At 72.3% G+C, this 25,932-nt stretch carries 22 protein-coding genes and 1 pseudogene; 15 read left to right on the top strand and 8 right to left on the bottom strand.

The features are described from left to right. Nucleotides 1-17 precede the first annotated feature (17 nt). From AB0G28_RS35255 to AB0G28_RS35270, 4 genes are all read left to right on the top strand, one after another. Nucleotides 18-509 (top strand): cellulose binding domain-containing protein, encoded by a 492-nt coding sequence (locus AB0G28_RS35255; RefSeq protein ID WP_361099394.1) that lies wholly within the window; start codon nucleotides 18-20, stop codon nucleotides 507-509. Continuing rightward, nucleotides 401-1,108, top strand: coding sequence for a serine hydrolase (locus tag AB0G28_RS35260; RefSeq protein WP_361099459.1), 708 nt, complete (start codon nucleotides 401-403; stop codon nucleotides 1,106-1,108). The genes AB0G28_RS35255 and AB0G28_RS35260 overlap by 109 nt, the downstream gene beginning before the upstream one ends. 274 nt (nucleotides 1,109-1,382) lie before the next feature. Next, the gene (locus AB0G28_RS35265) at nucleotides 1,383-2,537 is read left to right on the top strand and encodes a thioester domain-containing protein (RefSeq protein ID WP_361099397.1); all 1,155 of its coding nucleotides are present in this window, start codon (nucleotides 1,383-1,385) and stop codon (nucleotides 2,535-2,537) included. 128 nt (nucleotides 2,538-2,665) lie between these two features. After that, nucleotides 2,666-3,412 (top strand): alpha/beta fold hydrolase, encoded by a 747-nt coding sequence (locus AB0G28_RS35270; protein WP_361099400.1) that lies wholly within the window; start codon nucleotides 2,666-2,668, stop codon nucleotides 3,410-3,412. A 40-nt stretch (nucleotides 3,413-3,452) separates the two neighbouring features. Here the strand turns inward: AB0G28_RS35270 and AB0G28_RS35275 are convergent, their stop codons facing one another. Further along, nucleotides 3,453-4,526, bottom strand: a complete 1,074-nt coding sequence (locus AB0G28_RS35275) for a glycoside hydrolase family 19 protein (RefSeq protein WP_361099403.1) — start codon at nucleotides 4,524-4,526, stop codon at nucleotides 3,453-3,455. Nucleotides 4,527-4,760: 234 nt separating this feature from the next. Beyond that, the gene (locus tag AB0G28_RS35280; RefSeq protein ID WP_361099406.1) at nucleotides 4,761-5,009 is read right to left on the bottom strand and encodes a hypothetical protein; all 249 of its coding nucleotides are present in this window, start codon (nucleotides 5,007-5,009) and stop codon (nucleotides 4,761-4,763) included. A 315-nt stretch (nucleotides 5,010-5,324) separates the two neighbouring features. On the opposite strand from AB0G28_RS35280, the gene AB0G28_RS35285 reads away from it, so the two are divergent. Further along, nucleotides 5,325-5,501 (top strand): zf-HC2 domain-containing protein, encoded by a 177-nt coding sequence (locus AB0G28_RS35285; protein ID WP_361099409.1) that lies wholly within the window; start codon nucleotides 5,325-5,327, stop codon nucleotides 5,499-5,501. An 83-nt stretch (nucleotides 5,502-5,584) separates the two neighbouring features. Here AB0G28_RS35285 and AB0G28_RS35290 read toward each other — a convergent pair whose 3' ends face one another. Further along, the gene (locus AB0G28_RS35290; RefSeq protein WP_361099412.1) at nucleotides 5,585-6,532 is read right to left on the bottom strand and encodes an AsnC family transcriptional regulator; all 948 of its coding nucleotides are present in this window, start codon (nucleotides 6,530-6,532) and stop codon (nucleotides 5,585-5,587) included. A 110-nt stretch (nucleotides 6,533-6,642) separates the two neighbouring features. On the opposite strand from AB0G28_RS35290, the gene AB0G28_RS35295 reads away from it, so the two are divergent. Further along, the gene (locus tag AB0G28_RS35295; RefSeq protein ID WP_361099415.1) at nucleotides 6,643-7,980 is read left to right on the top strand and encodes an MFS transporter; all 1,338 of its coding nucleotides are present in this window, start codon (nucleotides 6,643-6,645) and stop codon (nucleotides 7,978-7,980) included. On the opposite strand, the gene AB0G28_RS35300 is transcribed toward AB0G28_RS35295, so the two are convergent. From AB0G28_RS35300 to AB0G28_RS35310, 3 genes are all read right to left on the bottom strand, one after another. Beyond that, nucleotides 7,958-8,365 carry a hypothetical protein gene (locus AB0G28_RS35300; RefSeq protein ID WP_361099418.1) on the bottom strand — a complete coding sequence of 136 codons (408 nt, stop codon included), beginning with the start codon at nucleotides 8,363-8,365 and terminating at the stop codon, nucleotides 7,958-7,960. The genes AB0G28_RS35295 and AB0G28_RS35300 overlap by 23 nt on opposite strands. 44 nt (nucleotides 8,366-8,409) lie before the next feature. After that, a complete protein-coding gene (locus AB0G28_RS35305) occupies nucleotides 8,410-9,279 on the bottom strand; it encodes an oxidoreductase (protein ID WP_361099421.1) in 870 nt (289 codons plus the stop codon). A 314-nt stretch (nucleotides 9,280-9,593) separates the two neighbouring features. Beyond that, nucleotides 9,594-10,787 carry a glycoside hydrolase family 3 N-terminal domain-containing protein gene (locus AB0G28_RS35310; protein ID WP_361099424.1) on the bottom strand — a complete coding sequence of 398 codons (1,194 nt, stop codon included), beginning with the start codon at nucleotides 10,785-10,787 and terminating at the stop codon, nucleotides 9,594-9,596. Between the two features lie 151 nt (nucleotides 10,788-10,938). Between AB0G28_RS35310 and AB0G28_RS35315 the strand changes: the two genes are divergently transcribed. The 5 genes from AB0G28_RS35315 to AB0G28_RS35335 are packed head-to-tail and all read left to right on the top strand — an operon-like array spanning nucleotide 10,939 to nucleotide 15,883. Next, the gene (locus AB0G28_RS35315) at nucleotides 10,939-11,517 is read left to right on the top strand and encodes a LuxR C-terminal-related transcriptional regulator (protein ID WP_361099427.1); all 579 of its coding nucleotides are present in this window, start codon (nucleotides 10,939-10,941) and stop codon (nucleotides 11,515-11,517) included. 9 nt (nucleotides 11,518-11,526) lie between these two features. Further along, entirely contained in the window at nucleotides 11,527-12,795 is a 1,269-nt protein-coding gene (locus AB0G28_RS35320) for an ABC transporter substrate-binding protein (RefSeq protein ID WP_361099430.1), read from the top strand. A gap of 6 nt (nucleotides 12,796-12,801) precedes the next feature. Then, nucleotides 12,802-13,698, top strand: a complete 897-nt coding sequence (locus tag AB0G28_RS35325; protein ID WP_361099433.1) for a sugar ABC transporter permease — start codon at nucleotides 12,802-12,804, stop codon at nucleotides 13,696-13,698. Beyond that, nucleotides 13,695-14,519 carry a carbohydrate ABC transporter permease gene (locus AB0G28_RS35330; RefSeq protein ID WP_361099436.1) on the top strand — a complete coding sequence of 275 codons (825 nt, stop codon included), beginning with the start codon at nucleotides 13,695-13,697 and terminating at the stop codon, nucleotides 14,517-14,519. The genes AB0G28_RS35325 and AB0G28_RS35330 overlap by 4 nt, the downstream gene beginning before the upstream one ends. Continuing rightward, nucleotides 14,516-15,883: a GH1 family beta-glucosidase gene (locus AB0G28_RS35335; RefSeq protein ID WP_361099439.1), complete on the top strand. Its 1,368-nt coding sequence runs from the start codon at nucleotides 14,516-14,518 to the stop codon at nucleotides 15,881-15,883. The genes AB0G28_RS35330 and AB0G28_RS35335 overlap by 4 nt, the downstream gene beginning before the upstream one ends. 170 nt (nucleotides 15,884-16,053) lie before the next feature. Here AB0G28_RS35335 and AB0G28_RS35340 read toward each other — a convergent pair whose 3' ends face one another. Both AB0G28_RS35340 and AB0G28_RS35345 read right to left on the bottom strand, forming a co-directional pair. Beyond that, nucleotides 16,054-19,683: a BTAD domain-containing putative transcriptional regulator gene (locus AB0G28_RS35340; protein WP_361099442.1), complete on the bottom strand. Its 3,630-nt coding sequence runs from the start codon at nucleotides 19,681-19,683 to the stop codon at nucleotides 16,054-16,056. A gap of 130 nt (nucleotides 19,684-19,813) precedes the next feature. Then, entirely contained in the window at nucleotides 19,814-23,134 is a 3,321-nt protein-coding gene (locus AB0G28_RS35345) for a BTAD domain-containing putative transcriptional regulator (RefSeq protein WP_361099445.1), read from the bottom strand. Between the two features lie 175 nt (nucleotides 23,135-23,309). Here AB0G28_RS35345 and AB0G28_RS35350 point away from each other — a divergent pair, with 175 nt between their 5' ends. From AB0G28_RS35350 to AB0G28_RS35365, 4 genes and pseudogenes are all read left to right on the top strand, one after another. Then, nucleotides 23,310-23,567, top strand: a complete 258-nt coding sequence (locus AB0G28_RS35350) for a WXG100 family type VII secretion target (protein WP_361099448.1) — start codon at nucleotides 23,310-23,312, stop codon at nucleotides 23,565-23,567. Then, a complete protein-coding gene (locus AB0G28_RS35355; RefSeq protein WP_361099451.1) occupies nucleotides 23,564-23,827 on the top strand; it encodes a hypothetical protein in 264 nt (87 codons plus the stop codon). Before AB0G28_RS35350 ends, AB0G28_RS35355 begins: the two co-directional genes overlap by 4 nt. A 35-nt stretch (nucleotides 23,828-23,862) precedes the next feature. Further along, nucleotides 23,863-24,465 (top strand): response regulator transcription factor, encoded by a 603-nt coding sequence (locus AB0G28_RS35360; RefSeq protein WP_361099454.1) that lies wholly within the window; start codon nucleotides 23,863-23,865, stop codon nucleotides 24,463-24,465. A 49-nt stretch (nucleotides 24,466-24,514) separates the two neighbouring features. Next, nucleotides 24,515-25,839: pseudogene (locus tag AB0G28_RS35365) on the top strand (amidase family protein). Nucleotides 25,840-25,932 lie beyond the last annotated feature (93 nt).

A 25,932-nucleotide genomic window follows, 5' to 3' on the forward strand; every position in this document is an offset into this window, starting at 1 on the left:
GCGCCGCGACCACCCGGGTGACCGGCGAATGGTCCGGCGGGCAGCGGATCGGTCAGGCCTGGAACGCCACGGTCGGCCAGGGCGGGACCGCGCGCAACGCGGAGTGGAACGGCGCGCCGGCCCCTGGCGCGTCGGCCACTTTCGGCTTCCTGGCCACTGGGACCGGTGGTCGGTTGCACGGCGGGCTGATGTCGCGGGGTGTGTCGTGGGTCACTGACCGGCGATCGCAACCTCGGCCGCCCGCGCGCGCCTCAGGGAAGGAAAGATCCTTTTACCTTCACCTGGGGAACTCATGGGAAAAAGATTGGCCGCCGTGCTCGCGGCGGTTCTGCTGGCTCTCGCGCTGGCGCCCGCCGAGGCCGGCGCCACCGGCCGGTTCGACCGGGAACTGCGGGCGCGGATCGCGCAGGCGCAGGCCTACGCCGACAGCCGGCCCGGGGAGACCGGCATCGTGCTGCGGGACCGGTGGACCGGCGCGGTCTACCGCAGCCCGGCCGCGGGCACGCTGATCTGGGCCTGCTCGACCCCGAAGCTGGCCATGGTCGTGGACCTGCTGCTGCGCGACGACTCGGGCGCGGTCACGCTGACCGCCGAGGACCGTGACCTGATGCACCGGATGCTCAACTCCAGTGACGACGCGGCCGCCCACACGCTGTGGACCCGCTACGGCGGCGAGGCCGAGTTCGCCAAGCGGTTCCCGTCCTACGGGATGACCGACATGCGGTTCACCGACCAGCACCCGCACCACTGGGGCTGGATCCTCACCACGGCGAACGACCTGGACCGGCTGATCAACTACGTGCTGACCCGCCTGCCGAAGCGGCACCGCGACTACATCGTCCGCGAGATGCGGGCCGTGGACGTCAACCAGCAGTGGGGTGTCTGGGGTGCCGGCGAGGCCGCGCGCCCGGGCAACAAGGACGGCTGGTCCGACGACAACGACGACGGCTCGTGGATCATGAACTCGGTCGGCTTCGTGGGCCCGCACGAGCGGTACACCCTGGCGCTGATGAACAACACCAAGGTGATCCGGAACGGCTACGAAACCGGCATGGAGACCACCACCAAGATCAGCGAGATCCTGTTCAAGGGGTACTTCCGGGGCTGACGCCGTGAGTGCGGCGGGGCCCGGCGTGGATTCGCCGGGCCCCGTCGCGCACGCCGGACAAAACGTCGTTTCGGGACTCTTTGGCTCGGCCATTCAGCGGTATTTTGCGCACTTTCGTGTTTGTGGGGGCACCCTGCGTAGCTCTTGTGTGGTCTGTGTATGCTCCGATCTCGCTTGACCGGGTGATCACTCACCTGAATCGGTGGCCGCTGTGGTCGGGGATTTCATCCCACGCGGCCCAAACGGCGTGGTTCGGGCTCGGAATAGGAGATTTATGCAGGTCAGGTCAGCACTCGTGCGTGGCGGGATCGCGGTGCTCGCCGCGGCTGCCGCGGTCATGGTCGGCACCCCCGCGGCGCTCGCGGACGACGGCGCCGCGCGCGGCCGGGTCGTCAAGGGCGGTGGCACCGAAGGGTTCAGCGTGAACCTGGGCCCCGGCCGGAACTACGTGACCGAGCTGTTCGGGATGAAGCTGTCGGACGGCAAGACGCTCAAGCTCTACTGCGTGCAGATCAAGGTCGGCATGCGCACCGACGTGGACATGGTCGAGCGGCCGTGGAACCAGTACCCGAAGAGTGAAGAGTCGAAGAACTTCCAGGCGAACAGCGACAAGATCAACTGGGTGCTGCACCACGGCTACCCGGGGGTCAAGCTGGACGACCTGGGCCAGGTGCTCGCCCAGAAGGGCGCCAAGCTGCACGGCGGCCTGTCCGAGCAGGAGGCCATCACCGCGACGCAGGCGTCGGTCTGGCACTTCAGCGACAACACGAACCTCGACAAGACCAAGCCGCTGCCGTACGAGAACGCCGACGCCTCGGCGGACGTCGTCGCGCTGTACGACTACCTGACCGGCGCGGACAACGCCGGCCTCGGCAAGCAGCCGAAGCCGACGCTGAACATCGCCGCGGACAAGACCGAAGGCGCCGCGGGCACCAAGATCGGGCCGTTCAACGTCGCCACGACCGGTGACATCACCGCGCTGACCAGCGAGCTGCCCGACGGCGTCAAGATCACCGACGCCGACGGCAAGGAGCTGAAGGGGACGGACGTCAAGGACGGCAGCAAGCTGTTCGTCGACGTCCCGGCGGGCACCAAGCCCGGCAAGGGTTCCTTCTCGCTCAAGGTGACCGGGCAGTTGGACACCGGCCGCCTGTTCGTCGCCCAGAACTACGAGACGCAGGAAGCCCAGTCGCTGATCGTGGCCGACTCGGAGAAGACCCAGGTCACCGCGAAGGCGGCGGCGAGCTGGACCGAGGCGGGTGCCCCGGCCACGACCCCGGCGCCGACCACCCCGGGCGGCGCGCCCTCCGGCGGCGGCGAGCTGGCCAACACCGGTGTCGACACCGCGGTTCCGTTCACCATCGGCGGCCTGCTGCTCGGCGGCGGCGCGCTGATGCTGCTGCTGAACCGTCGTCGCAGCCGCGCGTAACGCACCACCGGGAACGGGGTCGGTCCACTGTGGACCGGCCCCGTTTTCGCGTGACGACCTTCGGGGGACGCCCAGGCTGTCCGTCGCCGGCCTTGTCCGGCTCGCTCCGGCCTGACAGATTCGGGAGCATGACGATTTCGCTCGAGGCTTCGGAGTGGGTCCGGCGCTTCCACCCGGCGCCCGCCGCCGCGGCGCGGCTCGTGTGCTTCCCGCACGCCGGTGGGGCGGCGAGCTACTACCGCCCCTTCTCGGCGGCGCTGGCTCCCGCCGTGGAGGTCCTGGTCGTGCAGTACCCGGGCCGGCAGGACCGGTACGGCGAACCCGCGGTGGACGACCTGTTCGTGCTCGCCGACCGGCTGGCCGGCGTGCTGCCGGCGGTGATCGGCGAGCCGGTGGCGTTCTTCGGCCACAGCATGGGCGCCAGCCTGGCCTTCGAGGTCGCGCGGCGGCTCGAAGCACGCGGAACGCGGCTGCACACGCTGTTCGTATCCGGCCGCCGCGCGCCCGGCGCGCCCTTGGACGACGGCGCCCGCCTGAAGAACGACGACGAGCTGCTGGCCGAGGTCAAGCGGCTCGGCGGCACCGAGACGGCGGTGCTGGACGACCCGGACATCCGCCGCATGGCGCTGCCGGCGCTGCGCAGCGACTACCGGGCCGCCGAGACCTACCACTACCGCCCCGGCCCCGACGTCGGCTGCCCGGTCGTCGCGCTGCTCGGCGACGAGGACCCGAAGGTGGACGAGGCCCAGGCGAGCGGCTGGGCGGAACGCACGTCGGCCGGGTTCGAGCTGAAGACGTTCCCGGGCGGCCACTTCTACCTCAAGGACCAAGAAGCGGCGATCACCCGGCTGATCGGCGACCGGCTCGCCCGCTGAACGGAGAGTGGGCAGGACGCGGCGCGCCCTGCCCACTCGGTCAGCAGTAGAGGTTGGCGCCGGGGTCGACGCCGAGGATCGACGTGATCTGGCGGTACTTGTCGACGCGGCTCTGCACCTGGGCGGGGTTGCCGCCGTTGCACTCGATCGAGCCGTTGATGCTGCGGATGGTTTCGCCGAACCCGCGGCCGTCGACCATCGCGTTGTGCGGGGTCATCGTGCCCGGGCCGCTCTGGGTGTTCCAGTACCAGAGCCCGGTCTTCCAGGCGACGGCCGCGTTCTGCTCGACCTGCCACGGGTTGCCGAGCAGGTCGATGCCGAGCGCGTCACCGGCGGCCTTGTAGTTGAAGTTCCAGCTCAGCTGGATCGGGCCGCGGCCGTAGTAGGCCGACTGGCCGGCCGGGCAGCCGTAGGGCTGGTTCCAGTCGCAGTAGTGCGGGTAGTTGGCGGTGTTCTGTTCGACGATGTAGACGAGCCCGCCGGTTTCGTGGCTGACGTTGGCGAGGAACGCGGCCGCTTCCTGCTTCTTCACCGTGTCACTGCCGGTGTTCGCGAAGCCGGGGTACGCCGACAGCGCCGCGGTGAGGCCGCTGTAGGTGTAGAAGGAGTTCCGGCCCGGGAACATCTGGTTGAACTGGGCTTCGCTGACGACGAACGCGCCCGGGTTGCCGGGATCGGTGCCGCCGCCGCAGTCGTAGGGCTCCCAGTACCAGGTGCTGATGATGGGGTCGTAGCCCGGATTCGCGTTCTTGGCGCGGTAGTAGCCGCCGTTGGTGTAGCGGACGATGGCGCCGACGTCGTACCACTGGCCGGCGACCCAGTCCGGGTAGCTGCAGGTGGTGCCGCCCCCGCCGTCACAGCTGTAGGGTTCCCAGTACCAGGTGCTGATGATCGGGTCGTAGCCCGGATTCGCGTTTTTCGCGCGGTAGTAGCCGCCGTTGGTGTAGCGGACGACCGCGCCGACGTCGTACCACTGGCCCGCGACCCAGTTCGGCGCGCTGCACGCGGCAGCGGCCGCCTGGGGAGCTTGCCCGGTCAGCGTGGGTACGCCGAACGCGAGCCCGGCTACGGCGGCGACAGCGGACAGGACCGCGACGAGACGTCTTCTCAACACTCGCTCACTCCTTCGGCCGCGACAGGATCCGGGCGCACGGGCGCCCGGATGTCGCGGGGTGGGGGGTGCTCATCCGGCCGAGACGAACGTGACAACGGTCACTAGAGCAGATTGGTCTAGTCCAGTCAAGAATTCCGGCCGGTCCGGGCAAGGGGTGTGCGCGAACGTCCCCTCGTGGACCGGCCGCGGCCGGGCGGCCGGGACGACCCCGGCTGCCCTGGCCTGCCGTGCGATTCAGCGCGCCTGCGGGATCCGCACCTGCGCGGCCGGTGCGTACTGCAGGAGCCGCTGCAGCCGGGCCCGGCCCAGCCGGTGGAGCATCTCCCCGAGCTCCTCCGGCGCGATGCTCCCTTCGAGGTCGAGCCGCGTCGTCCGGACGACGCGATCGATCTCCGAGGCGGGGAGCCGCCCCGCGAACTCCCCGGCCAGCCACACCCCGACCTCGTCCACGACGTCGTCCGCCCGGTGGCTCCGTACGGTCATCGCTCTCCTCGTTTCGGATCGCCTAGTTACCCAGGTCGAGGCCGGAAAACTCCAGCCCGACGCAGGTCCGACGGGCAAGCCGGGGGGCCATGACGCGGAACCCGCGAAATCGCTCCCGGAAAAGCTTTCCGTGTTCGGACGGGTGAGCTGCGTGACGACCGCTTTCACTCACATGGGCTGTTTGCCCTCCGAAGTTGTCGGCCGATCGGGTAGAAAAACGCGGAACTTCGCCGGGGGCGCGTCCCTTTACGGACCCTGGAGGCATCCGATAGTGCGGGCGTTCCCTCACGGGATGCGGAAACGGAGACGCGATCCATGGGCCGGTACGACCGGACCGACCTCGGGGCCTACAGCTTGGGGCTGCTCGACGCCGCCGACGCGGCACGGGTCGAGCGGCACCTCGACGCGTGCCCGGACTGCCGCCAGGAGGTCCGGGAGTTCGAAGCCGTCCGCGGCATGCTCGACCACCTGGTCGAAGTGAAGTCCACTTAGGACTCCCCGCGGCCGGGTGTCTTGAACGACTCGTTCAGGACGCCGGACGACAGGAACGAGTCGTTCAAGACGTCCGGGGAGCCTCAGCGGGACGCGGCGGCCTTGATCGTGCGCAAGACGGGTGCAGTCTCCAGCGTGCGGATCGCCTCGAGCGCGCCCAGCCGGTGGGTCAGGTAGTGGTGCAGCGCGGCCGCGTCCGGGCAGAGCGCGTGCGCGACGAGGGTGGCCGAGCCGGTCGTCGCGGCGACGAGGGCGAGTTCCGGGTGGGTTGCCAGCTGCCGCGCGACCCCGTCGAGGTGGGCGGGCGCGACCGCCATCCAGAGCAGCGCCTGCGTCGTGGCGCCGAGCGGCGCCGGGTCGACCTCCAGGTCGAAGAACACCGTGCCGCCGGCCCGCAGGTCCGCCAGCCGCCGCGCGACGGTCGCCGCGGACCAGCCGGTGGCCGTGGCCAGCTCGGCCAGGCTCGCGCGGCCGTCCCGCTGCAGCGCGGCCATCAGGGCGTCATCCTCGCTGGTCAGTGGCTTGCCCGGCCCTTCGTGCACCGGCGTGAGCGCCGCGATCTGCGCCGCGTCGAGGGAGTTCGCCCGGCCCAGCCAGGCGCTGGGGCCGCCGAAGTAGCGGTGCAGCAGCTGGTGCGCCGAAACCGCCGTGATGCTCGCGGTCCGCGGGATGTCCCGCAGCAGCAGTGAATGATCGCTCCGGGCGGGTGTCTGCACGTTCACGCAGATCTCGGTGCCGCCGGACATGAGCTTGATCCACGCGGTGTCGGCGCGGCGGGCGAGCGCGTGGGCGAGGTCCTGCGCGGTGTGCGGCGTCGCGGTCAGCCGGACCATCCACTCGGCCTGCCCGGCGCGTTGCGGGTCAGGCAGGCCGACGACGCGAAGCGACGCTTCGGCGCGAAGACGGCGGTAGCGCCGCGCCACGGTCTGCGTCGAGACGCCGAGGACGTCGCCGATCTTCGTGAACGGCGCCCGGGCGTCGATGTGCAGCGCGTGGATCACGGCGCGGTCGACGGCGTCCAGTGTGGTCATATCCCGCATTGAACCGCAATTGGTGGAAGAAATCTGCTCGTTGACGTCTGTGGCTGGAACGCCAGTTCGGCCCTTCGCCAGGGTGGGCGGCGGAACGAAAGGGGGCACCCATGCCGACCATGACCCGCTACCGGTGGCGCTGGGCCGCACTGGCCGTCCTGCTCACCGCCGAGGCGATGAACCTGCTCGACGCCACGATCGTGCAGGTCGCGGGGCCGGTGATCCACGCCGCGCTGCCCGGGCCGGCCGCCGACGTCCCGTGGTTCAGCGCGGCCTACACGTTGCCGTTCGCGGCCTTCCTGATCACCGGCGGCCGCCTCGGCGACCTCTTCGGCCGGGCCAGGGTCTTCCGGATCGGCGTGGCGGGCTTCGTGCTCGCGTCACTGGTCTGCGCGGTCTCCGGCGCGGCCGGGCTGCTGATCGGGGCGCGCGCGGTGCAGGGCGCGGCGGCGGCGTTGATCATCCCGCAGACCATCGGCCTCATCCGGAGCCTGTTCGACGGCGACGAACTCGCGAAGGCCCTGGGGACCATCGGGCCGGTGATGGGCCTGTCGGCGGTCACCGGGCCGCTGCTCGGCGGCCTGCTGACGCAGGCGGTGTCGTGGCGGGCGGTGTTCCTGGTGAACGTCCCGCTCGGGCTCGCGGTGCTCGTCGCCGCGCGGCTGCTGCGGGAGGACCGGGCCGCCACCCGGCCCCGGCTCGACGTCCCCGGCGCGGTGCTCGTCGTCGCCGGCGCCGGCCTGGTCGTCTACCCGCTGATCGAGCCGGGCGGCACGAACTGGGCGTTGCTCGCGGCCGGTGCCGCGCTGCTGGTGGTGTTCGGCTTCCACCAGCGCCGTGCGGCCGCGCCGCTGGTCGAGCCCAGCCTGTTCGCCCACCGCGGGTTCCCGTCGGCGCTCGCGGGGTCGCTGCTGTTCTTCGCGGTGATGACCGGGCTGATGCAGGTCGTGCCGATGCAGCTGCAGCTCGGCCTCGGCGTCGACGTCCGCACGGCGGGCCTGACGCTGCTGCCGCTTTCGGCCGGGCTCGCGGTGTCGTCGTGGTTCGCCGGCGCCCGGCTGGTGCCGAGGTTCGGCGCGCGCGTGATGTTCGCGGGGCTGGCGCTGCTGCTGGCCGGGATCCTCGCCGCCACCGCCGTTTACGCCGGTGGGGTGCGTTCGTACCCGTGGCCGCTGCTCGGCGCGCTGGCGTTGTGCGGGCTCGGGATGGGGACGTTCACGGTGCCGTTCTTCACGGCGGCCCTGGCCCGGGTCCGGCCGCACGAAACCGGCTCGGCGGCGGGCCTGCTCAACGCGGTGCAGCAGCTCGGCGGCACCCTCGGCGTCGCCCTCCTCGGCGGGCTCTTCCTCGGCACCGGCGGTGCGGCCGCGGCGCTCGGCCTCGGGGCCGGGCTCACCGTGGCCGCGGCCGCCGCGGTGCTGCCGCTCAGTAGTCGTCGCGCCCGGTGAACTGCTGCTCCAGCAGCTCCGCCGCGCCGGCGACGAGCTCGAGGGGGTCGGTGAACTCGTTGATGTCCAGGTTGATCAGCGGCAGCGAGTGACGGAGCACGATGTGCTCGCCCATCACGGCGAGCCCGCCCACGACGATCGCCTCGCCCACCTCGGTCAGCACCTCGAGGAGGTCGACCTCGTCGTGCCGGGCGAACGGCGTGGCGATCTGCACCCAGTCTTCGCGCTGGTCGAGGATCTCGCGCGCGATCACGACGATCTGGGCGCGCTGTTCGGTGTCGGGCTCGTCGCCGAAGATCAGCCGGATGCGCAGTTCGTCGGGCTCGTCGCGCACCACCCGGTACGACTGCCTGACGTAAGCGACCAGATCGCCCCACTGAGCCACGCTGTTCTCCGTCCTCGTGCGTGTGTGAGCGCTCAGCGTAGCGATCAGGAGGCGCCGATCCGGTCGAGATCGGCAAGCACGTCGGCGGGAAGGCCGAGTTCGGCGGCCGCGAGGTTTTCCCGCAGGTGCTCCGGCGTCGAGGTACCGGGGATGAGCAGCATCGACGGCGACCGCCGCAGCAGCCAGGCCAGCGCCACCTGCATCGGGGTGGCGCCGGCCCGGGCGGCGCAGTCGTCGAGCAGATCGGATTGGAGAGGGCTGAACCCGCCGAGCGGGAAGTAGGGCACGAAGGCGATGCCTTCGGCAGCGCACTTGCCGACCAGATCGTCGTTTTCGCGGTGGGCGAGGTTGTACTGGTTCTGGACGCAGACGACGGGAGCGATGGCCCGGGCCTCGTCGAGCTGTTCGGCACTGACGTGACTGACGCCGAGGTGCCGGATGAGCCCCTGCTGCCGCAGCTCGGCGAGCACGCCGAAGGGCTCGGCGAGCGACATCGGCACGGGATAGTCACCGGCGGCGTTGCTGAGCCGCAGGTTGACGACATCGAGCACGTCGACGCCGAGGTTCCGCAGGTTGTCGTGCACGGCCCGGGTGAGGTCATCGGCCGACAACGCGGGCGGCCAGCCCTTGTCCGCGCTCCGCCGCGCGCCGACCTTCGTCACGATGACGAGGTCTTCGGGGTAGGGGTGAAGGGCTTCCTTGATGAGGGCGTTGACGGTGTGGGGGCCGTAGTAGTCACTGGTGTCGAGATGGGTGACACCGCGATCGACGGCCTCCCGCAGCACGGCGACGGCAGTGTCGTGGTTCCGCGGCGGTCCCCAGACCCCGGGACCGGCCAGTTGCATGGCGCCGTAACCCATCCGGGTAACCGGCAGGTCGCCGCCGAGGGTGAAGGTCCCGCCGAGATTCGCCATGCCGCTCCTTGGTTCCGGGTGCTCTCGCGAGTCTAGGGCGGCGGGCGGGTGCTTGCTCATCTCCTTTTGTCGGTGGTCACCGGTAGCGTGGAAAACGGGGGCTGCTCGCGCCCGCCTGCGCGCGTTTCCCTTGTGCGGCAAGGAAAATCGCCGCGAAAACCCACTCCGCAGGTTCACCTGGTTCAGCGATGATGTTCGAACTCGTGTTCGGTAACGTCGGTGGTGTGACTACGACGATGTGTTTCCCCGCAACCGAACCAGTGCCGGCCCACCGGCGAACCCCGCCGCCCGGGCAGGCCCGCCCGCCCGGGAACTCAGCAGAGGCCCTTGCCCCGCAGCACCCGGGTGACCGATTCCTGCACCCGCGCCTTCGGCAGTTCCCCCGAAGCCACCGCCTTGACCAACCGGTCCAGCACCTCGTCGACCCGCCCCCCGGAGGACCACAACGCCTGATCCGCACCGGCCTGCAGGGCCTTCAAAACCGCCTCCGGCAAGGGATACTGCGCGGTGATCGCCTTCATCGCCCCGAGGTCGTCCGTGACCACCGGCCCGGTGAACCCGAACTCCCCGCGCAGCAACCCGTACGCGGCCGGGGAAAGAGACGCCGGGACTCCGGCGGTCAGATCCGGCACGTCGAGGTGGCCGACCATCACCGCGACCGGGCCGTAGTCGGCGAGGCCGCGATAGGGCACCAGGTCCACCGCCCGCAGCTGCGCGAGCGGGGGCGTCACCACCGTGCCCTTGTGGGAGTCGCCCGAGCCGTGCCCATGGCCCGGGAAGTGCTTCAGCACCGGCTGGACGCCCGCCGAGCGCAGGCCCGCCGCGAACGCCGTCGCGTACGTCTTCACCCGGGCCGGGTCCGGGCTGAACGAGCGGTCGCCGATCACGTCGTCGTCCGGGGCGTCCGTCACGTCGGTGTCCGGGGCGTAGTCCACCGTCACCCCGCGGGCGCGCAGCTGGCGGCCGCGCTCGGCGGCCAGTGCGCGGACCTCCTCCGGAGACTTCGTCGCGGCCAACGTCCGGGCCGACGGCAGGTCGCCGTCGAGGTCGTCGATGCGCTGGACGCGGCCGCCCTCCTCGTCGACCGCCACCGCCACCGGCACCCGGGCCACCGCCTGGACCGCCGCCAGGGACCGGTCTTTCAACAACGCTGTTGCGTTACCGCCGATGAAGATCCCGCCGATCTGGTGGTCGCGCACCAGCGAGACCGTGGAGGCGGGGTTGTCACCCGGCACCCCCACGACTACCAGCTGTGCTACCTGGGCCGGAACGTCGAGACCGTTCACCAACGACGCACAGTCACCGGGCCGCGCCAGCCGCGAAGTGGGGGCAGGCGGGGAAGGCGAAGACGAAGAAGGCGCGGAGGTCGAAGGCTCGGCATTCAAAGGCTCGTCGCTCAAAGGCACTGCCAGGCCGGAGACGGTATCCGAAGGCAGGTTCGCGACCAGCAAAGAGCCGGCCGCGAGGCACAACGCCGCCCCGAGGACGGCAAGACGTCGGCGGTTCATCGGTCCCTTCACTCGTCGGCGTGTCACCCGACCGTAGTCGACGACGAAACTTCACGGCGTGAAGAAGGGGGGTGGGCCCGGTAGAGAATTCGTGAAGGCGACCTCAGCAGACTGGAGCCAGTCAAGGAAACGACGTGAAGGGGGAGATTCGATGGACCAGGTGCGAGTGGCCGCGTGGGCGTCCGACCCGATCGCCCTGACCGGGCTGACCAACCACCTGAAGTCCCGCCCGGAGCTGCTGGTCCTGCCGCGCGCCCGGCGGGGCGAGGCGGCCGTGCTCGTGTTCGCCGTCGGGCAGGTCGACCGGGAGGCCGTCGCCGCGCTGCGGGCCGCGGCGGCCGAGTCGCCCGCCGCGATCGTGCTGGTCGCCGGGCACGTCGACGCCTCGCACCTGGAGCTGCTCGCCGACTGCCACGTCTCCGCCGTGCTGCCGCGGACCGCGCTCGACCGGCTCACCGAGAGCGTGCTCGCCGCCGCGCGCGGACGCTCGGCGCCGCTGCGCGAGCAGGTCGAGGCGCTGGCCCACGAGGGCGGCGGGGCGACGCTGACGCCGCGCGAGGTGGATGTGCTTCGCCTGATGGCCGAAGGCTGGGACACTGCCGAGATCGCGGGCAAGCTCTGCTACTCGGAGCGGACCGTGAAGAACGTCATCTACGCCATGACCAACCGGCTCAACCTGCGCAACCGGCCGCACGCGGTCGCTTTCGCCGTGCGGGCCGGTGTGATCTGAGGAAGCCTGTTGCGCACGATCGCCCGCCGGACCGCCATCGTGGTCGCCGCGCTGATTCCGCTCGCCGCCTGCAGTCCGGGTGACGCCGGCCCGGATGACGCCGGAAAGACGAAGCTCACCATCGCGACCTTCGGAGAGTTCGGCTACGCGCCCCTGATCGCCGAGTACGAGAAACTGCACCCGGGCATCACGGTGCAGAACCGCGTCACCGACTTCGACACCCACCACAAGGGCCTCGCGACGCAGCTCGCCACCGGGCACGGCGCCGCCGACGTCGTCGCGATCGAGGAGCAGTACATCCCGCAGTACCGGAAGGCGAAGGACAAGTTCGCCGACCTCGCCGCGTTCGGCGCCCGCGACCTCGAACACCAGTGGGTGCCCTGGAAGTGGGCGCAGGGCACCGACGGCGCGTTCGTGCTGGGCCTCGGCACCGACATGGGCAGCCTCGCCCTCTGCTACCGGCGTGACCTGTTCCAGGCCGCGGGCCTGCCGGCCGACCGCGAAGAGGTCGCGAAGCTGATGCCCGACTGGGACGCCTACGCCGCCACCGCCGAACGGTTCACGAGCAAGACGCCGGGCGTGAAGTTCGCCGATTCCGCCGGGACCGTCTACACCGCGATGCTGAACCAGTCGCCGGAGAACTACTTCTCCGCGAAGGACGACTCCTTCATCGCCGACCGCAACCCGAGCGTGCGCAACGCCTTCTTCCTCTCCGGCGGCATCGCCGCGAAGGGGCAGACGGCGGCGGCGACCACGTTCACCCAGGCGTGGAACGTGGCGATCAAGCAGAGCTCGTTCGCCACCGTCGCCTGCCCCGCGTGGATGCTCAGCCAGATCAAGGAAGCCGGCGGGGACGCCAACCGCGGCAAGTGGGACGTCACGACCGTGCCCGGCAAGAGCGGCAACCAGGGTGGTTCGTTCCTGACCGTGCCGAAGCAGGGCAGCCACCAGAAGGAGGCGTACGAGCTTGCCCGCTGGCTGACCGCGCCTGAGCAGCAGAAAAAGCTCTTCCTGTCCGACGGCATCCTCTCCAGCGAACCGTCCGTCTACGAGGATCCGCAGGTCGTCGCGCACACCGACCCGTACTTCGGTGACGCGCCGATCGGCCGGATCTTCGCGGCCTCCGCCGACCAGCTGCGCCCGAACTACCGCGGCCTGCGCGACGCCGACGTCCGGCCGGAGTTCGGCCGCGCGCTCGGGCGGGTCGAGGACCGGACCGAGACCGTCGACCAGGCCTGGACGGAAGCCGTCCAGCAGGCCCAAGCCGCCCTGAAGTAGCCGCGCGTGCAGCACCGTTTCGACCGCAAGGTCACGCCGCTGCTGCTCGTCGCGCCCTTCTTCGCCCTGTTCGTCGTCTTCGGTGCCTTCCCGCTGCTCTACACGGCGTGGATTTCCCTCCACGACTGGAACCTGCTCGAAGGCGACCAGGGCGCCGTCGGCCTCGCCAACTACGGCGACCTGCTCACCGATCCGCGGTTCTACAACGCCCTCGCCAACACCGTCGGCATCTTCCTGCTCGCGGCGGTCCCGGAGTTCCTGCTGGCGCTGGGCATCGCGGCGCTGCTGGACCGGCCGCTGCGCGCGGCGACCTGGTGGCGCACCGGGGTCCTGCTGCCGAACGTCGTCTCCGTCGTCGCGATCGGGCTGGTGTTCGGGCAGCTGTTCAGCCGTGACTACGGCGTCGTCAACGAGGTGCTCGGCTGGTTCGGCGTGGCGCCGGTCAACTGGCGGGCGACGACCTTGGCATCGCACGTCGCTGTCGCGAGCATGGTGCTCTGGCGCTGGACCGGCTACAACGCCCTGATCTACCTGGCCGCGATGCAGGCCGTCCCCGGCGACCTGTACGAGGCCGCCGAACTCGACGGCGCCTCGCGGTGGCGGACGTTCTGGTCGATCACCGTGCCCGGCATCCGGCCCGCGCTGGCCTTCACCGCCATCGCCGGCACGGTCAACGGCCTCCAGCTGTTCGCGGAGCCACAGCTGTTCGACGCAGGCGGCTCCGGCGGGACCGGCGGCAACGACCGCCAGTTCCAGACGCTCGTCATGTACCTGTACGAAAAGGGCTTCACGCACTTCGACGCCGGCTACGCGGCGGCGCTGACCTGGGTGATGTTCGTGATCTGCGCGGTGTTCGCGCTGGTCAACTACCGGCTGGTGCGCCGGTTCGTGAGGTCGGCGTGACGGCGCGGCGCCGGCCGGGCGGCTGGGTCTACGCCGTGCTGACCGGGGTGCTCGGCGCGTCCGTGTTCCCGCTGTACTGGTCGTTCGTCGTGGCCACCCGCGACAACGCGGCGATCGGCGAGACGTCGCCGTTGCTGCTGCCGGGCGGCCACCTGGCCGAGAACGTGCGGCGCGTCTTCGACACCGTCGACTTCTGGCCGGCCATCGGGAACTCGCTGATCGTCGCGGGCACCGTCATGGTGTCCAACGTCGTGCTGGCCAGCCTCGCCGGGTTCGCCTTCGCGCGCCTGCAGTTCCGCGGCCGCAACACGCTCTTCCTGCTGGTCGTCGGCTCGGCGATGGTGCCGGCGCAGCTGGGGGTCATCCCGCTGTACCTCGTCGTCGGCGACCTCGGCTGGTACGGGCGGCTGGAGGCGGTGATCGTGCCGGCGCTGGTGAGCGCGTTCAGCGTGTTCTGGATGCGCCAGGCGTGCGAGAACGCGATCAGCGCCGACCTCGTCGACGCCGCGACCGTGGACGGCTGCTCGGTCCTGCGCACCTACTGGCACGTGGCCGTGCCCGCGCTGCGCGCGCCGGCCGCGGTGCTCGCCATGCTCACCTTCATGGCCACCTGGAACGACTACTTCTGGCCCCTGGTGGTCCTCGACCCCAACGAGATGCCGACCGTGCAGGTCGCGCTGTCGCAGCTGGCCAGCGGCTACTACACCGACTACGCGCTCATGCTGACCGGCGCGACGGTCGCCGTCCTGCCGGTCATCGCGCTGTTCCTGCTGCTGGGCCGCTACATCGTGCGGGGAATCCTGAGAGGGGCACCGGTATGACCTTCCCGGCGGGCTTCCTGTGGGGCGCGGCGACCGCGTCCTACCAGGTCGAAGGCGGCGTCACCGAAGGTGGCCGCGGACCGTCCATCTGGGACACTTTCGCGGCCGCCGAGGGCAAGGTGCTCGGCGGCGCGACCGGCGACGTCGCCTGCGACCACTACCATCGCTACCCCGAGGACATCGGCCTGCTGGCCGACCTCGGCCTGAACGCCTACCGGTTTTCGGTCGCGTGGCCCCGGGTGATGCCGGACGGCCGCACGACGTCGGCGGCCGGGCTCGCGTTCTACGACCGGCTGGTCGACGAACTGCTGGGCCGCGGCGTCGTGCCGGTCTTGACGCTCTACCACTGGGACCTGCCGCAGACCCTGGAAGACGACGGCGGCTGGCCGGAGCGTGACACGGCGGCGCGGTTCGCCGACTACGCCGCGGTCGTGCACGACGCACTCGGCGACCGCGTGCACCAGTGGACGACGGTCAACGAGCCGTTCTGCGCGGCCTTCCTCGGCTACGGCAGCGGCGCGCACGCCCCCGGCGTCACCGACTTCGACACGGCGCTCGTCGCGGCCCACCACCTGCTGCTGGGACACGGCCTGGCGATGCGCGCGCTCACCGGGCAGGCGCGGCCGGGCCACGAGTTCTCGCTGGCGTTGAACTTCGCCCCGGCCATCCCGGACGGCGACACCCCGGCGCACGCCGAGGCGGCACGCAAGTTCGACGGCATCCACAACCGGTTCTTCCTGGACCCGGTGCTGGGGAAGGGGTACCCGGCCGACGTGTGGGCGGACGTCGAGCACCACGGCGGCCGGTTCGCGGCCTCGGTGCGCGACGGCGACACGGACGTCATCGCCGCGCCGATCGGCTGGCTGGGCGTGAACTACTACGCGCCCGCCCGCGTCACCCCGCTCGCCGACCCGCTGGCGCCGGGCAACTGCCCCCTGCCGGGGCTGCGGGGTCTGGACGTCCTCCCCGCACCCGGCCCGCTGACGGCGTTCGGCTGGGAACAGGCGCCCACCGTGCTCACCGACCTGCTGCGGTGGATCTCCACCCGATCCGGCGGGCTGCCGCTGGTGGTGGCCGAGAACGGTGCGTCCTTTGTGGACAAGGTCGTCGACGGCCGGGTGTTCGACGCGGCGCGGGTGAACTACTTCATGGAGCACCTGCGGGCAGTCCACGACGCGATCCGAGCCGGCGTCGACGTCCGCGGGTACTTCGCCTGGTCGCTGCTGGACAACTTCGAGTGGGCCATGGGCTACACGCAACGGTTCGGCCTCGTGCACGTCGACTTCGAGACGCAACGGCGGACGGTCAAGGAATCGGGGCGTTTCCTCGGCCGGGTCGCCAAGGCCAACGCGCTGGTGCCGTAACCGCCCGCCCAAAACACCCCAATGTGGCGTTGGGTGCGTTGGACGCACCGAACGCCACATTGGGTGCGTTGAATAGGCACTGCGGCGCGAAGCGCCTCCGTTGAGGGCGGTGGTGGGGGCATGGGAGGAGCACCAACGCCACATTGGGGCGCTTGGCGCCGGCCAACGCGCTAGGTCCGCTGCCGGAAGGCGTCGGCGACACCCGAGCGTGACGGCGTCTCCAGCTTGCCCAGCAGCCGGGCCACGTGGGCCTGCACCGTCCGGCGGGGCAGCGACAGCTCGGCCGCGATGTCCGGGTTGGACCGGCCCTCGGCGACCAGGCTCGCGATGCGGACCTCGATCGGCGTCAGCGACTCCCAGCCGTGTCCGGGCCGGATCGCCGTGAACAGCGCGCCCCGGCGGACGCCGAGGCGGCGCAGCCGGGTTTCCGCGCGCCGCAGGTCCCAGCGCGCCGCCAGCGCCGTGTACAGCTCGGCGGCCTCTTCGAACGCCGCGTGCGCCGCGTCCAGCCGTCCCGCGCGGGCCAGCAGCACGGCCGCGTCCTCCAGTGCCGAGGCCAGTTCCGGGCGGCGGCCGACCGCGCGGAAGTGCTCGGCCGTCGCGAGCACCGGCGCCGGGTCCTCCTCGATCAGGCCGCGGCACCACGACGCCGCCGCGTGCGCCCGTGCCGGACGCCGTTCCTTCGCCGCCTCCTCCTCGCACACCGCCAAAGCGCGCCGGGCGCGGACGACGTCGTCGTGCTCCATCGCCAGCCGCACGAACGCCGGCAGCCACTGGTGCCGCAGCATCATCTGCGCGTACGTCGGGTTCAAGATCGGCTCGAGGACGGCCAGCGCGCGGACCCGGTCGCCGCGCTGCTCCGCCGCCAGGGCGTCGGCGACCAGCAGGAAGTCGAAGCTCTCGCGTTCGGCGCCGGTCGCCGGGGCGTACTCCTCCGCCGCGTCGAGGTGGGCCGCGGCCTGGGCCCGGTCGTCGCGGCGGCCCGCGATCAGCGCCGCGACGCCGTGCAGCAACAGGGCCGCCGGGCCCGGCTCGCGCAGGCCGTTGAACGTGATCGCCGGGCCGTCCTCGATGACCGTGTCCAGCTCGACCAGGGCCTCGTCCCAGCGGCCTTCCCAGTACCGGTGCACCGCGGCGGACACCTGCAGCCCGACCGGAAGCGCGTGCCGCGCCGCGACTTCGCCCGCCGCGCGCAGCGTGTCGCCCGCGTCGGCCAGGCGGTCGAGGTTCTGCAGCGTGAAGACGCGGTTGTCGAGCAGGTCGAGGTGCAGGTCGGCCAGTTCGTGCTCGTCGCCGACCGCATCGATCGCCGCGTCGATGTGGGTCAGCGCGCGGTCGTGCTCCCGGCGCACCGAATCGACCAGCCACAACGACTGCAGCGCGTGCGCGGTCAGGTACGGGTCACCGCCGGCGAGCGTCTTCGTCTCGTGCGCCGTCTTCTCCGCACTGTCCAAATCGGACAGATCGCCGCGGCGGAAGTTCGCCAGCAGCTGCCGGTGCTTGACCCGCCAGAGCTCCGGGACGGCCGGGTCGTCGACGGACGCGGCGAGCGTCGCGACCGCGCCTTCGGTGTCGCCGCGGCGGTGCCGCAAAGCGGCGAGAACGTGCCGCATCTCCTCGACGGCCTCCGGGTCGGTGGCGGCCTCGAGGGCCTGCCGCGCCAGGGTTTCCGGGCCGCGTTCCAGCCGGAACAGCACCTTGACCAGCGCGACGAGCAGCGTCTCCCGGCGCGGGTCGGTGCCGTCGCACGCGGCCAGCGCCCGTTCCAGCAGCTCGACGGCGATCAGCGGCGCCCGGTTCGACACGGCCGCGTGGTGCCCGGCGACCCAGTCCAGCACCCATTCGTCCACAGTGGCCGGTGCCGCCACCAGCTGCTCGGCGACGCGCTTGACCGGGGCGCCGATCCCGGCGAGCGCCTCGGCCGCCTGCCGGTGCAGGGCGGCCCGCGTCCCGGCCAGCAGCCGGTCGTAGAGCGCCTGGCGCAGCAGCGGGTGGCGGAACGCCAGCTGCGTCCCGGTGTCGATGAGCACGTTCGCCGCGACCGCTTCTTCCAACGGTTCCAGCAGGTCCGACGGCCGGGTGCCGAGCACCGCGGCGATGTCGCCGACAGCGAACTCCATGCCCAGCAACGCGCCCCAGCGCAGCACCTCCTGCGCCCGCGCGGTCAGGAAGTCCAGCCGGCGGTCGACCGCGGCGACCAGCGACCGCGGCGCCTCGAACTCCGCCGAGTCGTCGACGTCGGCCTCGCCGCCGCGCACCTCGACCGCGCCGGCGCGCAGCAGGACGTCGACCATCTCCCTGACGTACAACGGGTTTCCCGCACCACGGGCGGCCAGCTCGCGCAGCCCCGGCCCGGGTGCCGCCCCGATCTGGTCCTCGATCAGCCTGCCGACGTCGTCCTCGGTCAGCGGCCCGAGGTCGAGCACGACCCCGTCCCGCGCCTGGACGCCGCGACGCAGCTGGGCCAGCTCGGCGCGGTCGGGTGCCGGGCGGGTCGCGGCCACCAGCAGCAGCGGCAGCTGCCGGGTCGCCGCGCAGAGCCGGTGCCACACCAGCACGGACGCCTCGTCCGCCCACTGCAGGTCGTCGAGCACGAGCACCTGCGGGCAGCGCGCGCACAGCTCGTCGACCAGCGCCAGCAGCCGGTCGACGGCGCCGAGCACCGGGTCGGCCGGGCCCCAGCCGCGCCGCACCGGGCCTTCCCCCGCGAGTTCCTTCGCCAGCCGCGCGCGCCGCGGATCGGCCGAATGGACGTCGATCGCCAGGCACTCCAGCACCACCTGCAGCGGGAACCGGGTGCTCAGCTCGTCGGCGGCCGCCCAGTGCCGCTCGAAGCCCGGGCCGTCCGGCAGCGAGCTGGTGAGCAGCTCGGACTTGCCGATCCCGGCCTCGCCTTCGATCCAGACGGCCCGGCCGCGGCCGGCCCGGACGTCGGCGACCAGCTCGGCGAGCTTCGCCGTTTCGGCTTCCCGGCCGAAGAGCCGGTGCCCGGTGACGACGACCGGCGCCGCGGGCGCGTCGAGGGCCGGGTCCTGGGCGAGGATCTGCCGCTGGATCCGCTGCAGGGCCGGACCGGGCTCCACGCCCAGCTCGGCGACGAGCGTGGCGCGGGCGTCGCGGAAGACGTCGAGGGCGTCGGCGGGCCGTCCGCTGCGGTAGAGGGCGAGCATGAGCGACTCGCGCAAGGACTCCCGCAGCGGGTGTTCCCCGGCCAGCACCGCCAGTTCCGGCGCCAGGTCGAGGTGCCCGCCCAGGGCCAGCACGGCTTCGGCGCGCCGTTCGAGGGTGTCCAGCCGCAGCTCGGCGAGGTACTCGCGGTGCCGCTCGGCGAACCCGCCCGGCACGCCGGAAAGGGCTTCTCCCTGCCAGAGCGCGAGAGCGGCATCCAGCTCGGTCACCGCCGCCTGCGGGTCGCCCTGCTCGAGGTGCTGCCGTGCCTGCTCGCGGTGCCGCTCGAACACGGCCGCATCGAGCGCGTCTTCATCGAGCAGCAGCGAATACCCGGCCGGTTCCGAGACCAGGACGCTGGCCGCCGACCACCGCGACCGGTCCGGTTCGAGGGCCCGGCGCAGCCCCGACACGTAGGTGTGGACGCTGCCCTCGACGCTCGCGGGCGCCGAATCGCCCCACACGCCGTCGATCAGCTCGGCGCGGGGGACCGGGCGGCCGGCGTTGACCGCGAGCACCGCGAAGATGGCGCGCTGACGGGCGGGGCCCAGCCCGATTTCGGCCGCCCCGCGCCAGGCCCGCAGCGGGCCGAGCACACCCACCCGCAGGCCGGTGTCCGCATCCCCTCGCATGTCGTTGCCGTCCCCTCTGGGGCTTCCGCCCCAGACCCCGTTCCCCCAGGGACATCTCGGTACCGACTACTCCGGTGACCTTACTGACGTGGCAACCCCGCAAGAGGTTGCGCGCTCACCTTCCGGCTCGTCATTCCGCGGCGGCGCGGGGACGGGCGGGGTTCGCCCGGCGGATGCCGAACGGCCCCATCCGGGCCTCCGTGCGCCGGACGTCCCAGACCGCGCCCATGCCGGTGTAGGCGGTCATCGCGCCGCGGAACGCCATCCGGGCGTCGTCGAGCCGGCCGGCTTCGGCCAGCAGGACCGCCGCGTCCTCCGTCGCCTTGGCCTGCTTGAGGAGCCGGCCGGCGGCCCGGTAGTGCCCGGCCGCGGTGAGGACCGGCTCGGGGTCGCCGGTGACCAGGCCGCGGCAGTGCGCGGCGGCCGCGGCGTGCGCGGGCGGGACGTCTCCTTCGGGTTCGAGCAGGCGCAGCGCCTGCTCGGCGCGACGGCGGTCGTCGAGCCGTCCGGCGATCCGGACGAGGTCGGGCAGCCACTGGTGGCGCGCGGCGGGCGGGTAGTCCTCCTCCAGCAGCGGCAGGAGCGCGGCCAGTGCCGCTTCGGGCCGGTCTTCCTGCTCGGCCAGCAACGCCCGGGCCGCGAGCAGGAAGTCGCCGCCGTCGGGCTCGAGCCCCGGCGGCCACTGCTGCCGGTCGGCCGCGTCGAGGTGCGTCCTGGCCAGGACCGGTTCGCCGCGGTGGCCGGCGATCAACGCGCCGACGCCGTGCACCAGCAGGGCCGAGCCGGGGCTGCGCAGGACGTAGGACGCGGTCTCCGCGCCGTCGCGGATCACCGCGTCCAGCTCGGCCAAAGCCTCGGGCCAGCGGCCCAGCCAGTAGTAGTGCACCGCGCCGGCCAGGTGCATCTCGCCCGGCACCGCGCGCGTCGCGGCGATGCGCCGGGCGGCGTCGAGCGGTTCGGCGGCCTCGTCGAGGCTGTCGAGGTTCGGGACGGACAGCGCCGCGTCGTCCAGCGGGTGCAGCCCGGCCGGCGCCAGGACCGTGTCCTCGCCGAGCCGTTCCAGCGTGGCCAGCAGGGCTTCGTGCCGTCCCCGCCACATCTCCGGGACGTCGGCGTCGTCGAGCGTCCGCTTCAGCTCCGCGGTCGCCTCGGAGAAGTCGCCGCGGCGGTAGTAGACGTAGGCCAGGATCCAGCGCATTTCGGCCGCGCGCCTGCTGTCGGCCGTCCGGGCGACGACCGAGCGCGCCTCGGCCTCGGGTTCCCGGCCCAGCCAGAACAGCAGCCGGGCCAAGGTCGCGGTCAGCGTCTCCCGCGCGTCCGGCGGCAGCGTGCCCTGCGTGACGGCGTGGCGCAGCAGGTCGACCGCGACGCGCGGGGTCCCGGTGGCGACCGTGCCGATGTGCTCCAGCAGCCACGCGGTGACCCACGGGTCGACCTGCGCGGGCGCGGCGGCGAGCTGTTCGGCGACGCGCTCGGCGGGCGCTCCCGCGGCGGCGAAGGCTTCGGCCAGCTGCCGGTGCAGCGCGACTCGCATCGCCGCGGGGGTCTTTTCGTAGAGCACGCGGCGTACCAGCGGATGCCGGAACGCCAGCCGGTCGCCGGATTCGACGAGCATCCCGGACGTGATCGCCTCGTCGACCGCGCCGACCAGCGCCGTCGGCGGCCGTTCGGTGGCGACGGCGATGTCCGCCAGCGAGAACTCCTGGCCCAGGAGCGCGGCCCAGCGCAGCGTGTCGCGGGTCCCGCTGGAGAGGAAGCTCAGGTACAGCGTGATCCGTGAGCCCAGCGTCGGCGGGACGGCCTGGCCCGAGCCGCCGTCGAGGTGCGCGTGCACGCCGTCGAGCACGATCGACGACTGCGCCAGCAGCGCCTCGACGATTTCCCTGATGTAGCGCGGGTTTCCGGCCGCGTGGGACACCTGCGTCTGCAGGCCGGGTCCGGGCGGCGCGCCGACCAGCTCGGTGGCGAGTTCCCGCGCGGCGGCTTCGGTCAGCGGAGGCAGGGTGACCAGGGCGATGTCATCGTTGTCAAGTTCGGCCCGCAGGTCGTCGAGCGCGGCCGGTCGCGGCACCGGGCGGCAGGCGCCGACGAGCAGCAGCGGCAGCTGCCGCGTCTCCCGGCTCAGGTACCGCCAGACCCGGAGCGTCGTGTCGTCGGCCCACTGCAGGTCGTCGACCACGAGCACCAGCGGGGCTTCGGCGCACAGCTCGCGCACCAGCCCGAGCACGCCGTCGACCGGGTCTTCGCCGGGCTGCTCGGCGAGCCGGGTGGCGAGCGCGGCGCGGCGCCCGTCGGCGGCGCCCGGGTGCACGCCCAGCGCGTCGAGCAACGGGCGCAGGGCGAACCGCTGGTCCAGCGCGTCCGCGGCGGCGAAGGCGGGCTTCAGGTCTTGGGGCATGGCCAGCACTTCGGCCAGCAGCGCCGTGCGGCCGCTGCCCGGCTCGCCCTCGAGCCACACCGACCGGCCGGTGCCCGTTTCGAGCCCGGCGACGGCTTCGCGCAGCCGGGCCAGCTCGGCTTCCCGGCCGACGAAGATCTCCGCCCGCTCCGGCAGCGCCGTGGCCGGGACCCGCGCCGGACGCGGGAACCGCGGCGGTTCCGGTGCCGGGGCGGGTCTTTCGCGCAGCTCGTCGTACAGCCGCCGCAACGGCGGGCCGGGCTCGGTGCCCGACGACTCGACGAGCCGGTCGCGGACGTCGGCGTACACCGCGATCGCCTCGGTCCGCCTGCCCGCCTGGACCAGGGCCCGCATGAGCAGCCCCCGCAGCGTTTCCCGGAACGGGTGCTCGCGGGTCAGCGCGGTCAGCTCGGCGATGAGTTCGCGGTAATCCTCCGGGGCCGAGCCCCGGACCCCAGCCGGGGGGCGACCCCCCCTGGACCCCCCGAATGCCTCTGGTCCGCCGGATTCCAGCACGACTTCCGCGCGCCGTTCGATCGTCGCCAGCCGCACTTCGGTGAGCCGTGCGCGCTGGGCGGCGGCGAACGGCCCGGGCAGGCCGGACAGCGGAACCCCGTGCCAGAGCGCCAAAGCCGCGTCAAGGGTTTCGCGGGCCGCGCGCAGGTCACCCGCCGCCTGTTCCCGCTGCGCCCGCTCGCGCAGGCTTTCGAACCGGTGGACGTCGATCGCTTCGGCGTCCAGGCAGAGCGAGTAGCCGGAGCCGATCGACGCGAGCAGCTGCGGGCCCTCGCCCTTGGCGCGCCCTGGTTCGAGCGCGCGCCGCAGCCCGGAGACGTAGGTGTAGATGGAACCCTGCGCGCTCTGCGGCGGCGCTTCGCCCCAGACGGCGTCGATCAGCTCCTCGCGCGACACTGTGCGGTTCGGGTTCATCGCCAGTGCGGCGAGTACCGTCCGCCGGTGCGCGGAGCCGAGATCCAGCTCCGTTTCGCCTTGCCAGGCCTTCAAGGGGCCCAGCAGCTGGAGTCTCGGTGCGGAGCCGTCCGCAGCCGACATCGGTCTCCTTTCGTGCGCTGACGAATCGTCACGCGCCGGATGCCTGACGTGAGCATACGCGGGCGCCGTGAACCGGCAGGCAAGGATGGCGGACATTCGGGCAACGGCTGGCGGCGCGGGGTTTCGCGCGGCACCGGGGTGGGTCACCCTGCGGGAGGCTCGAGAGGAGTTCCGCATGGCGACAGCCACGCCGACCGAAGACATGCAGCGTACCGCCGCCCGTTTCGCGTACGCCCTCGAAACGGCCCGCTCCCGGCTTCGCGACGTCAACAGCGAGATGGCGGTGGCACAGGCGTCATGGCGCGGCGAGGCTTCGGTGCGGTTCGGCCAGGCGATGAGCGACTGGGAGCAGGAGTTCGACGTCATCCTCTCGCGGCTGGCGGGGCTGCTGGCGACGACCGGCGGCCCGATGCCGCGGCCGCGGCGGCCGTGACCAGGGACTGCCGGCTCGCCGATCTGGTGCTGGACCGGATGGCGGCGATCACCGGCGAGCTGGGCGAGCTGCTCGCCGAGCTGGAGGCGGACGTCGAGCCGGAGCTGGCCGGCTGGACCGGCGAGGCGCGCGAGGAGTACCTGCGCGCCAAGCGCGACTGGGGACGGGCCGTCGAGCGGATGCCGGAGTGCCTGGAGCGCGCGCGGGACGCGTTCGGCGAGCTGGCGGGTTCCGTCTTCACGCGCGTGAAGACGGAATAGGGAAGGCGTGAAGACACGCGGTCCACACTGCGGTCATGAAGCCCGTCGAAGTGAGTGTCCTCGCCTCGGACCCGATCACGCACGCCGGCGCGGTGAGCCTCCTGGAAGCCCATCCGGACGTCCGGGTCACCGACCTGGTGCCGGACGTGCTGCTGGTCATGGAGGACCACGTCACCGAGGCAGTGCTGGGCGAGATCCGCGCGGCCAAGGCGTCCCACGTCGTGCTGGTCGTCGAGCACTTCCGCGAAAGCGACCTGATGGCGGCCCTGGAGTGCGGGGTGGTGGCGATCCTGCCGCGCCGCGAGACGGGCGGCGCCGAGCTGGTGACGGCGGTGCTCGCCGCGGGTGACGGCACGGCGAACCTGCCGCCGCGGCTGCAGGGCGCGCTGCTGGCGCAGGTGCAGCGGATGCGCAAGGACGTGCTGGAACCGAACGGCCTCACGCTGTCCGGGCTCGCGGCCCGCGAGTGCGACGTGCTGCGGCTGGTCGCCGAGGGCTTCGGGACCGAGGAGATCGCGGCGAAGCTGTGCTACTCCGAGCGGACCGTGAAGAACGTGCTGTACGGGCTGATGACGCGTTGCGGCCTGAACAACCGCGCCCACGCCGTCGCCTACGCCCTGCGGGCGGGCGCTATCTGAGACGTTTTCGTTGCCGCTGTCACCTTTCGGTGGGCTAGGGTCCCGGATCATGGTGCAGACGGCAGTGGAAATCGCGGCCTCCGTCCGGGCCGGGACCCTCGACCCGGTGACCGTCGTCCAGGAGGCGCTCGACCGGATCGCGGCGGCGGACGGCGTGGTGGGCGCGTTCCGCCGGGTGCGGGCCGAGGAGGCGCTGAAGGAGGCGGCGGAGGTCGCCGCGCGGCCGGACCTCGCGGCGCTGCCGCTGGCCGGGGTGCCCGTCGCCGTCAAGGACGTCACGGAGATCGCGGGCGAGTTCGCTTCGCACGGTTCACTCGCGGGCCCGTCGTCACCGGCTTCCGAAGACGGCGTGATCGCGGCGCGGCTGCGGGCGGCCGGCGCGGTCCTGGTCGGCCTGACCCGCGTACCGGAGCTGTGCATCTGGCCGATGACCGACACCCCGGACGGCATCGCCCGCAACCCGTGGGACCCGACGTACGCCTCGGGCGGCTCGTCCGGCGGCAGCGCGGCGGCGGTGGCGGCGGGCCTGGTCCCGCTGGCCCACGGCTCCGACGGTATGGGTTCGGTCCGCCTCCCGGCGGCGATGTGCGGGCTGGTCGGGTTGAAGCCGGGCGCGGACCTGCTGCGCGAAGGCGGCTGGTTCGGCATGTCGGTCCACGGCCCGATGGCCACGACGGTCGCCGACACGGCAGTGCTGTTGTCCGTGCTGGCCGACTCGCCTTCGCTGGCTTCGGTGCCTTCGCCGTCGGCGGTGCGCATCGGGATGTCGACGACGGTGCCGTTGCTGCACACACCGGTACCTCGCGAGCTGGTGGCGGCGGTTTCGACGGCGGCGGGCCTCTTGGCGTCGGCAGGCCACGAGGTTTCCCCGGCGGCGCCTCGCTATCCGGCGACGAGGTCCTCGGCATGACGGCCCGCTGGCTGGCGGGCCCGGCGGTCCAGGCCGCGGAATTCGACTTCGGCAAGTTGCAAGGACGGACGCGGGCGCACGTCCGCGCGGGCCGCTGGATCCAGCGAGCGGGCCTGATCCGCGAGAGCACCCGGCAGCGCTGGCTGTCGCGCGCGGAGGAGTTCTTCGCGGCGCACGACGTCCTGATGACGCCGACGTTGTCGCACTGGCCGGTGAAGGCGGGCCGCTGGCACGAGCGCCGCTGGCCGTCGAACGTGCTGCCGTCGACGCGCCTGGCGGGCTTCACGGGCCAGTGGAACCTGGCGGGCTACCCGGCGATCACGGTCCCGATGGGCCGGTCCGCGGTGTCGGGGCTGCCGACGTCGGTCCAGCTGGTGGCCCGCCCGGGAGGCGAGTCCCTGCTGCTGGGCCTGGCGGCCCAGCTGGAGTCGGCGAACCCCTGGCCCCGCACGGCCCGCAACTGAACTACCCCAATGTGGCGTTCGGTGCGTTGGACGCACCGAACGCCACATTGGGTGCGTCCAACGCACCCAACGCCACAATGGGGCGCTTGGGCA

Source organism: Amycolatopsis sp. NPDC021455, from assembly GCF_040640995.1.
Taxonomy (GTDB): Bacteria; Actinomycetota; Actinomycetes; order Mycobacteriales; family Pseudonocardiaceae; genus Amycolatopsis.

What these genes read in the sequence shown, in the direction of transcription:
- AB0G28_RS35360 (WP_361099454.1), top strand. Translation starts at nt 23,863, where the DNA reads ATGAAGCCCGTCGAAGTGAGTGTCCTCGCCTCGGACCCGATCACGCAC.
- AB0G28_RS35305 (WP_361099421.1), bottom strand. Translation starts at nt 9,279, where the DNA reads ATGGCGAATCTCGGCGGGACCTTCACCCTCGGCGGCGACCTGCCGGTT.
- AB0G28_RS35350 (WP_361099448.1), top strand. Translation starts at nt 23,310, where the DNA reads ATGGCGACAGCCACGCCGACCGAAGACATGCAGCGTACCGCCGCCCGT.
- AB0G28_RS35340 (WP_361099442.1), bottom strand. Translation starts at nt 19,683, where the DNA reads ATGCGAGGGGATGCGGACACCGGCCTGCGGGTGGGTGTGCTCGGCCCG.
- AB0G28_RS35345 (WP_361099445.1), bottom strand. Translation starts at nt 23,134, where the DNA reads ATGTCGGCTGCGGACGGCTCCGCACCGAGACTCCAGCTGCTGGGCCCC.
- AB0G28_RS35265 (WP_361099397.1), top strand. Translation starts at nt 1,383, where the DNA reads ATGCAGGTCAGGTCAGCACTCGTGCGTGGCGGGATCGCGGTGCTCGCC.
- AB0G28_RS35280 (WP_361099406.1), bottom strand. Translation starts at nt 5,009, where the DNA reads ATGACCGTACGGAGCCACCGGGCGGACGACGTCGTGGACGAGGTCGGG.
- AB0G28_RS35270 (WP_361099400.1), top strand. Translation starts at nt 2,666, where the DNA reads ATGACGATTTCGCTCGAGGCTTCGGAGTGGGTCCGGCGCTTCCACCCG.
- AB0G28_RS35290 (WP_361099412.1), bottom strand. Translation starts at nt 6,532, where the DNA reads ATGACCACACTGGACGCCGTCGACCGCGCCGTGATCCACGCGCTGCAC.
- AB0G28_RS35310 (WP_361099424.1), bottom strand. Translation starts at nt 10,787, where the DNA reads ATGAACCGCCGACGTCTTGCCGTCCTCGGGGCGGCGTTGTGCCTCGCG.
- AB0G28_RS35315 (WP_361099427.1), top strand. Translation starts at nt 10,939, where the DNA reads ATGGACCAGGTGCGAGTGGCCGCGTGGGCGTCCGACCCGATCGCCCTG.
- AB0G28_RS35295 (WP_361099415.1), top strand. Translation starts at nt 6,643, where the DNA reads ATGCCGACCATGACCCGCTACCGGTGGCGCTGGGCCGCACTGGCCGTC.
- AB0G28_RS35335 (WP_361099439.1), top strand. Translation starts at nt 14,516, where the DNA reads ATGACCTTCCCGGCGGGCTTCCTGTGGGGCGCGGCGACCGCGTCCTAC.
- AB0G28_RS35285 (WP_361099409.1), top strand. Translation starts at nt 5,325, where the DNA reads ATGGGCCGGTACGACCGGACCGACCTCGGGGCCTACAGCTTGGGGCTG.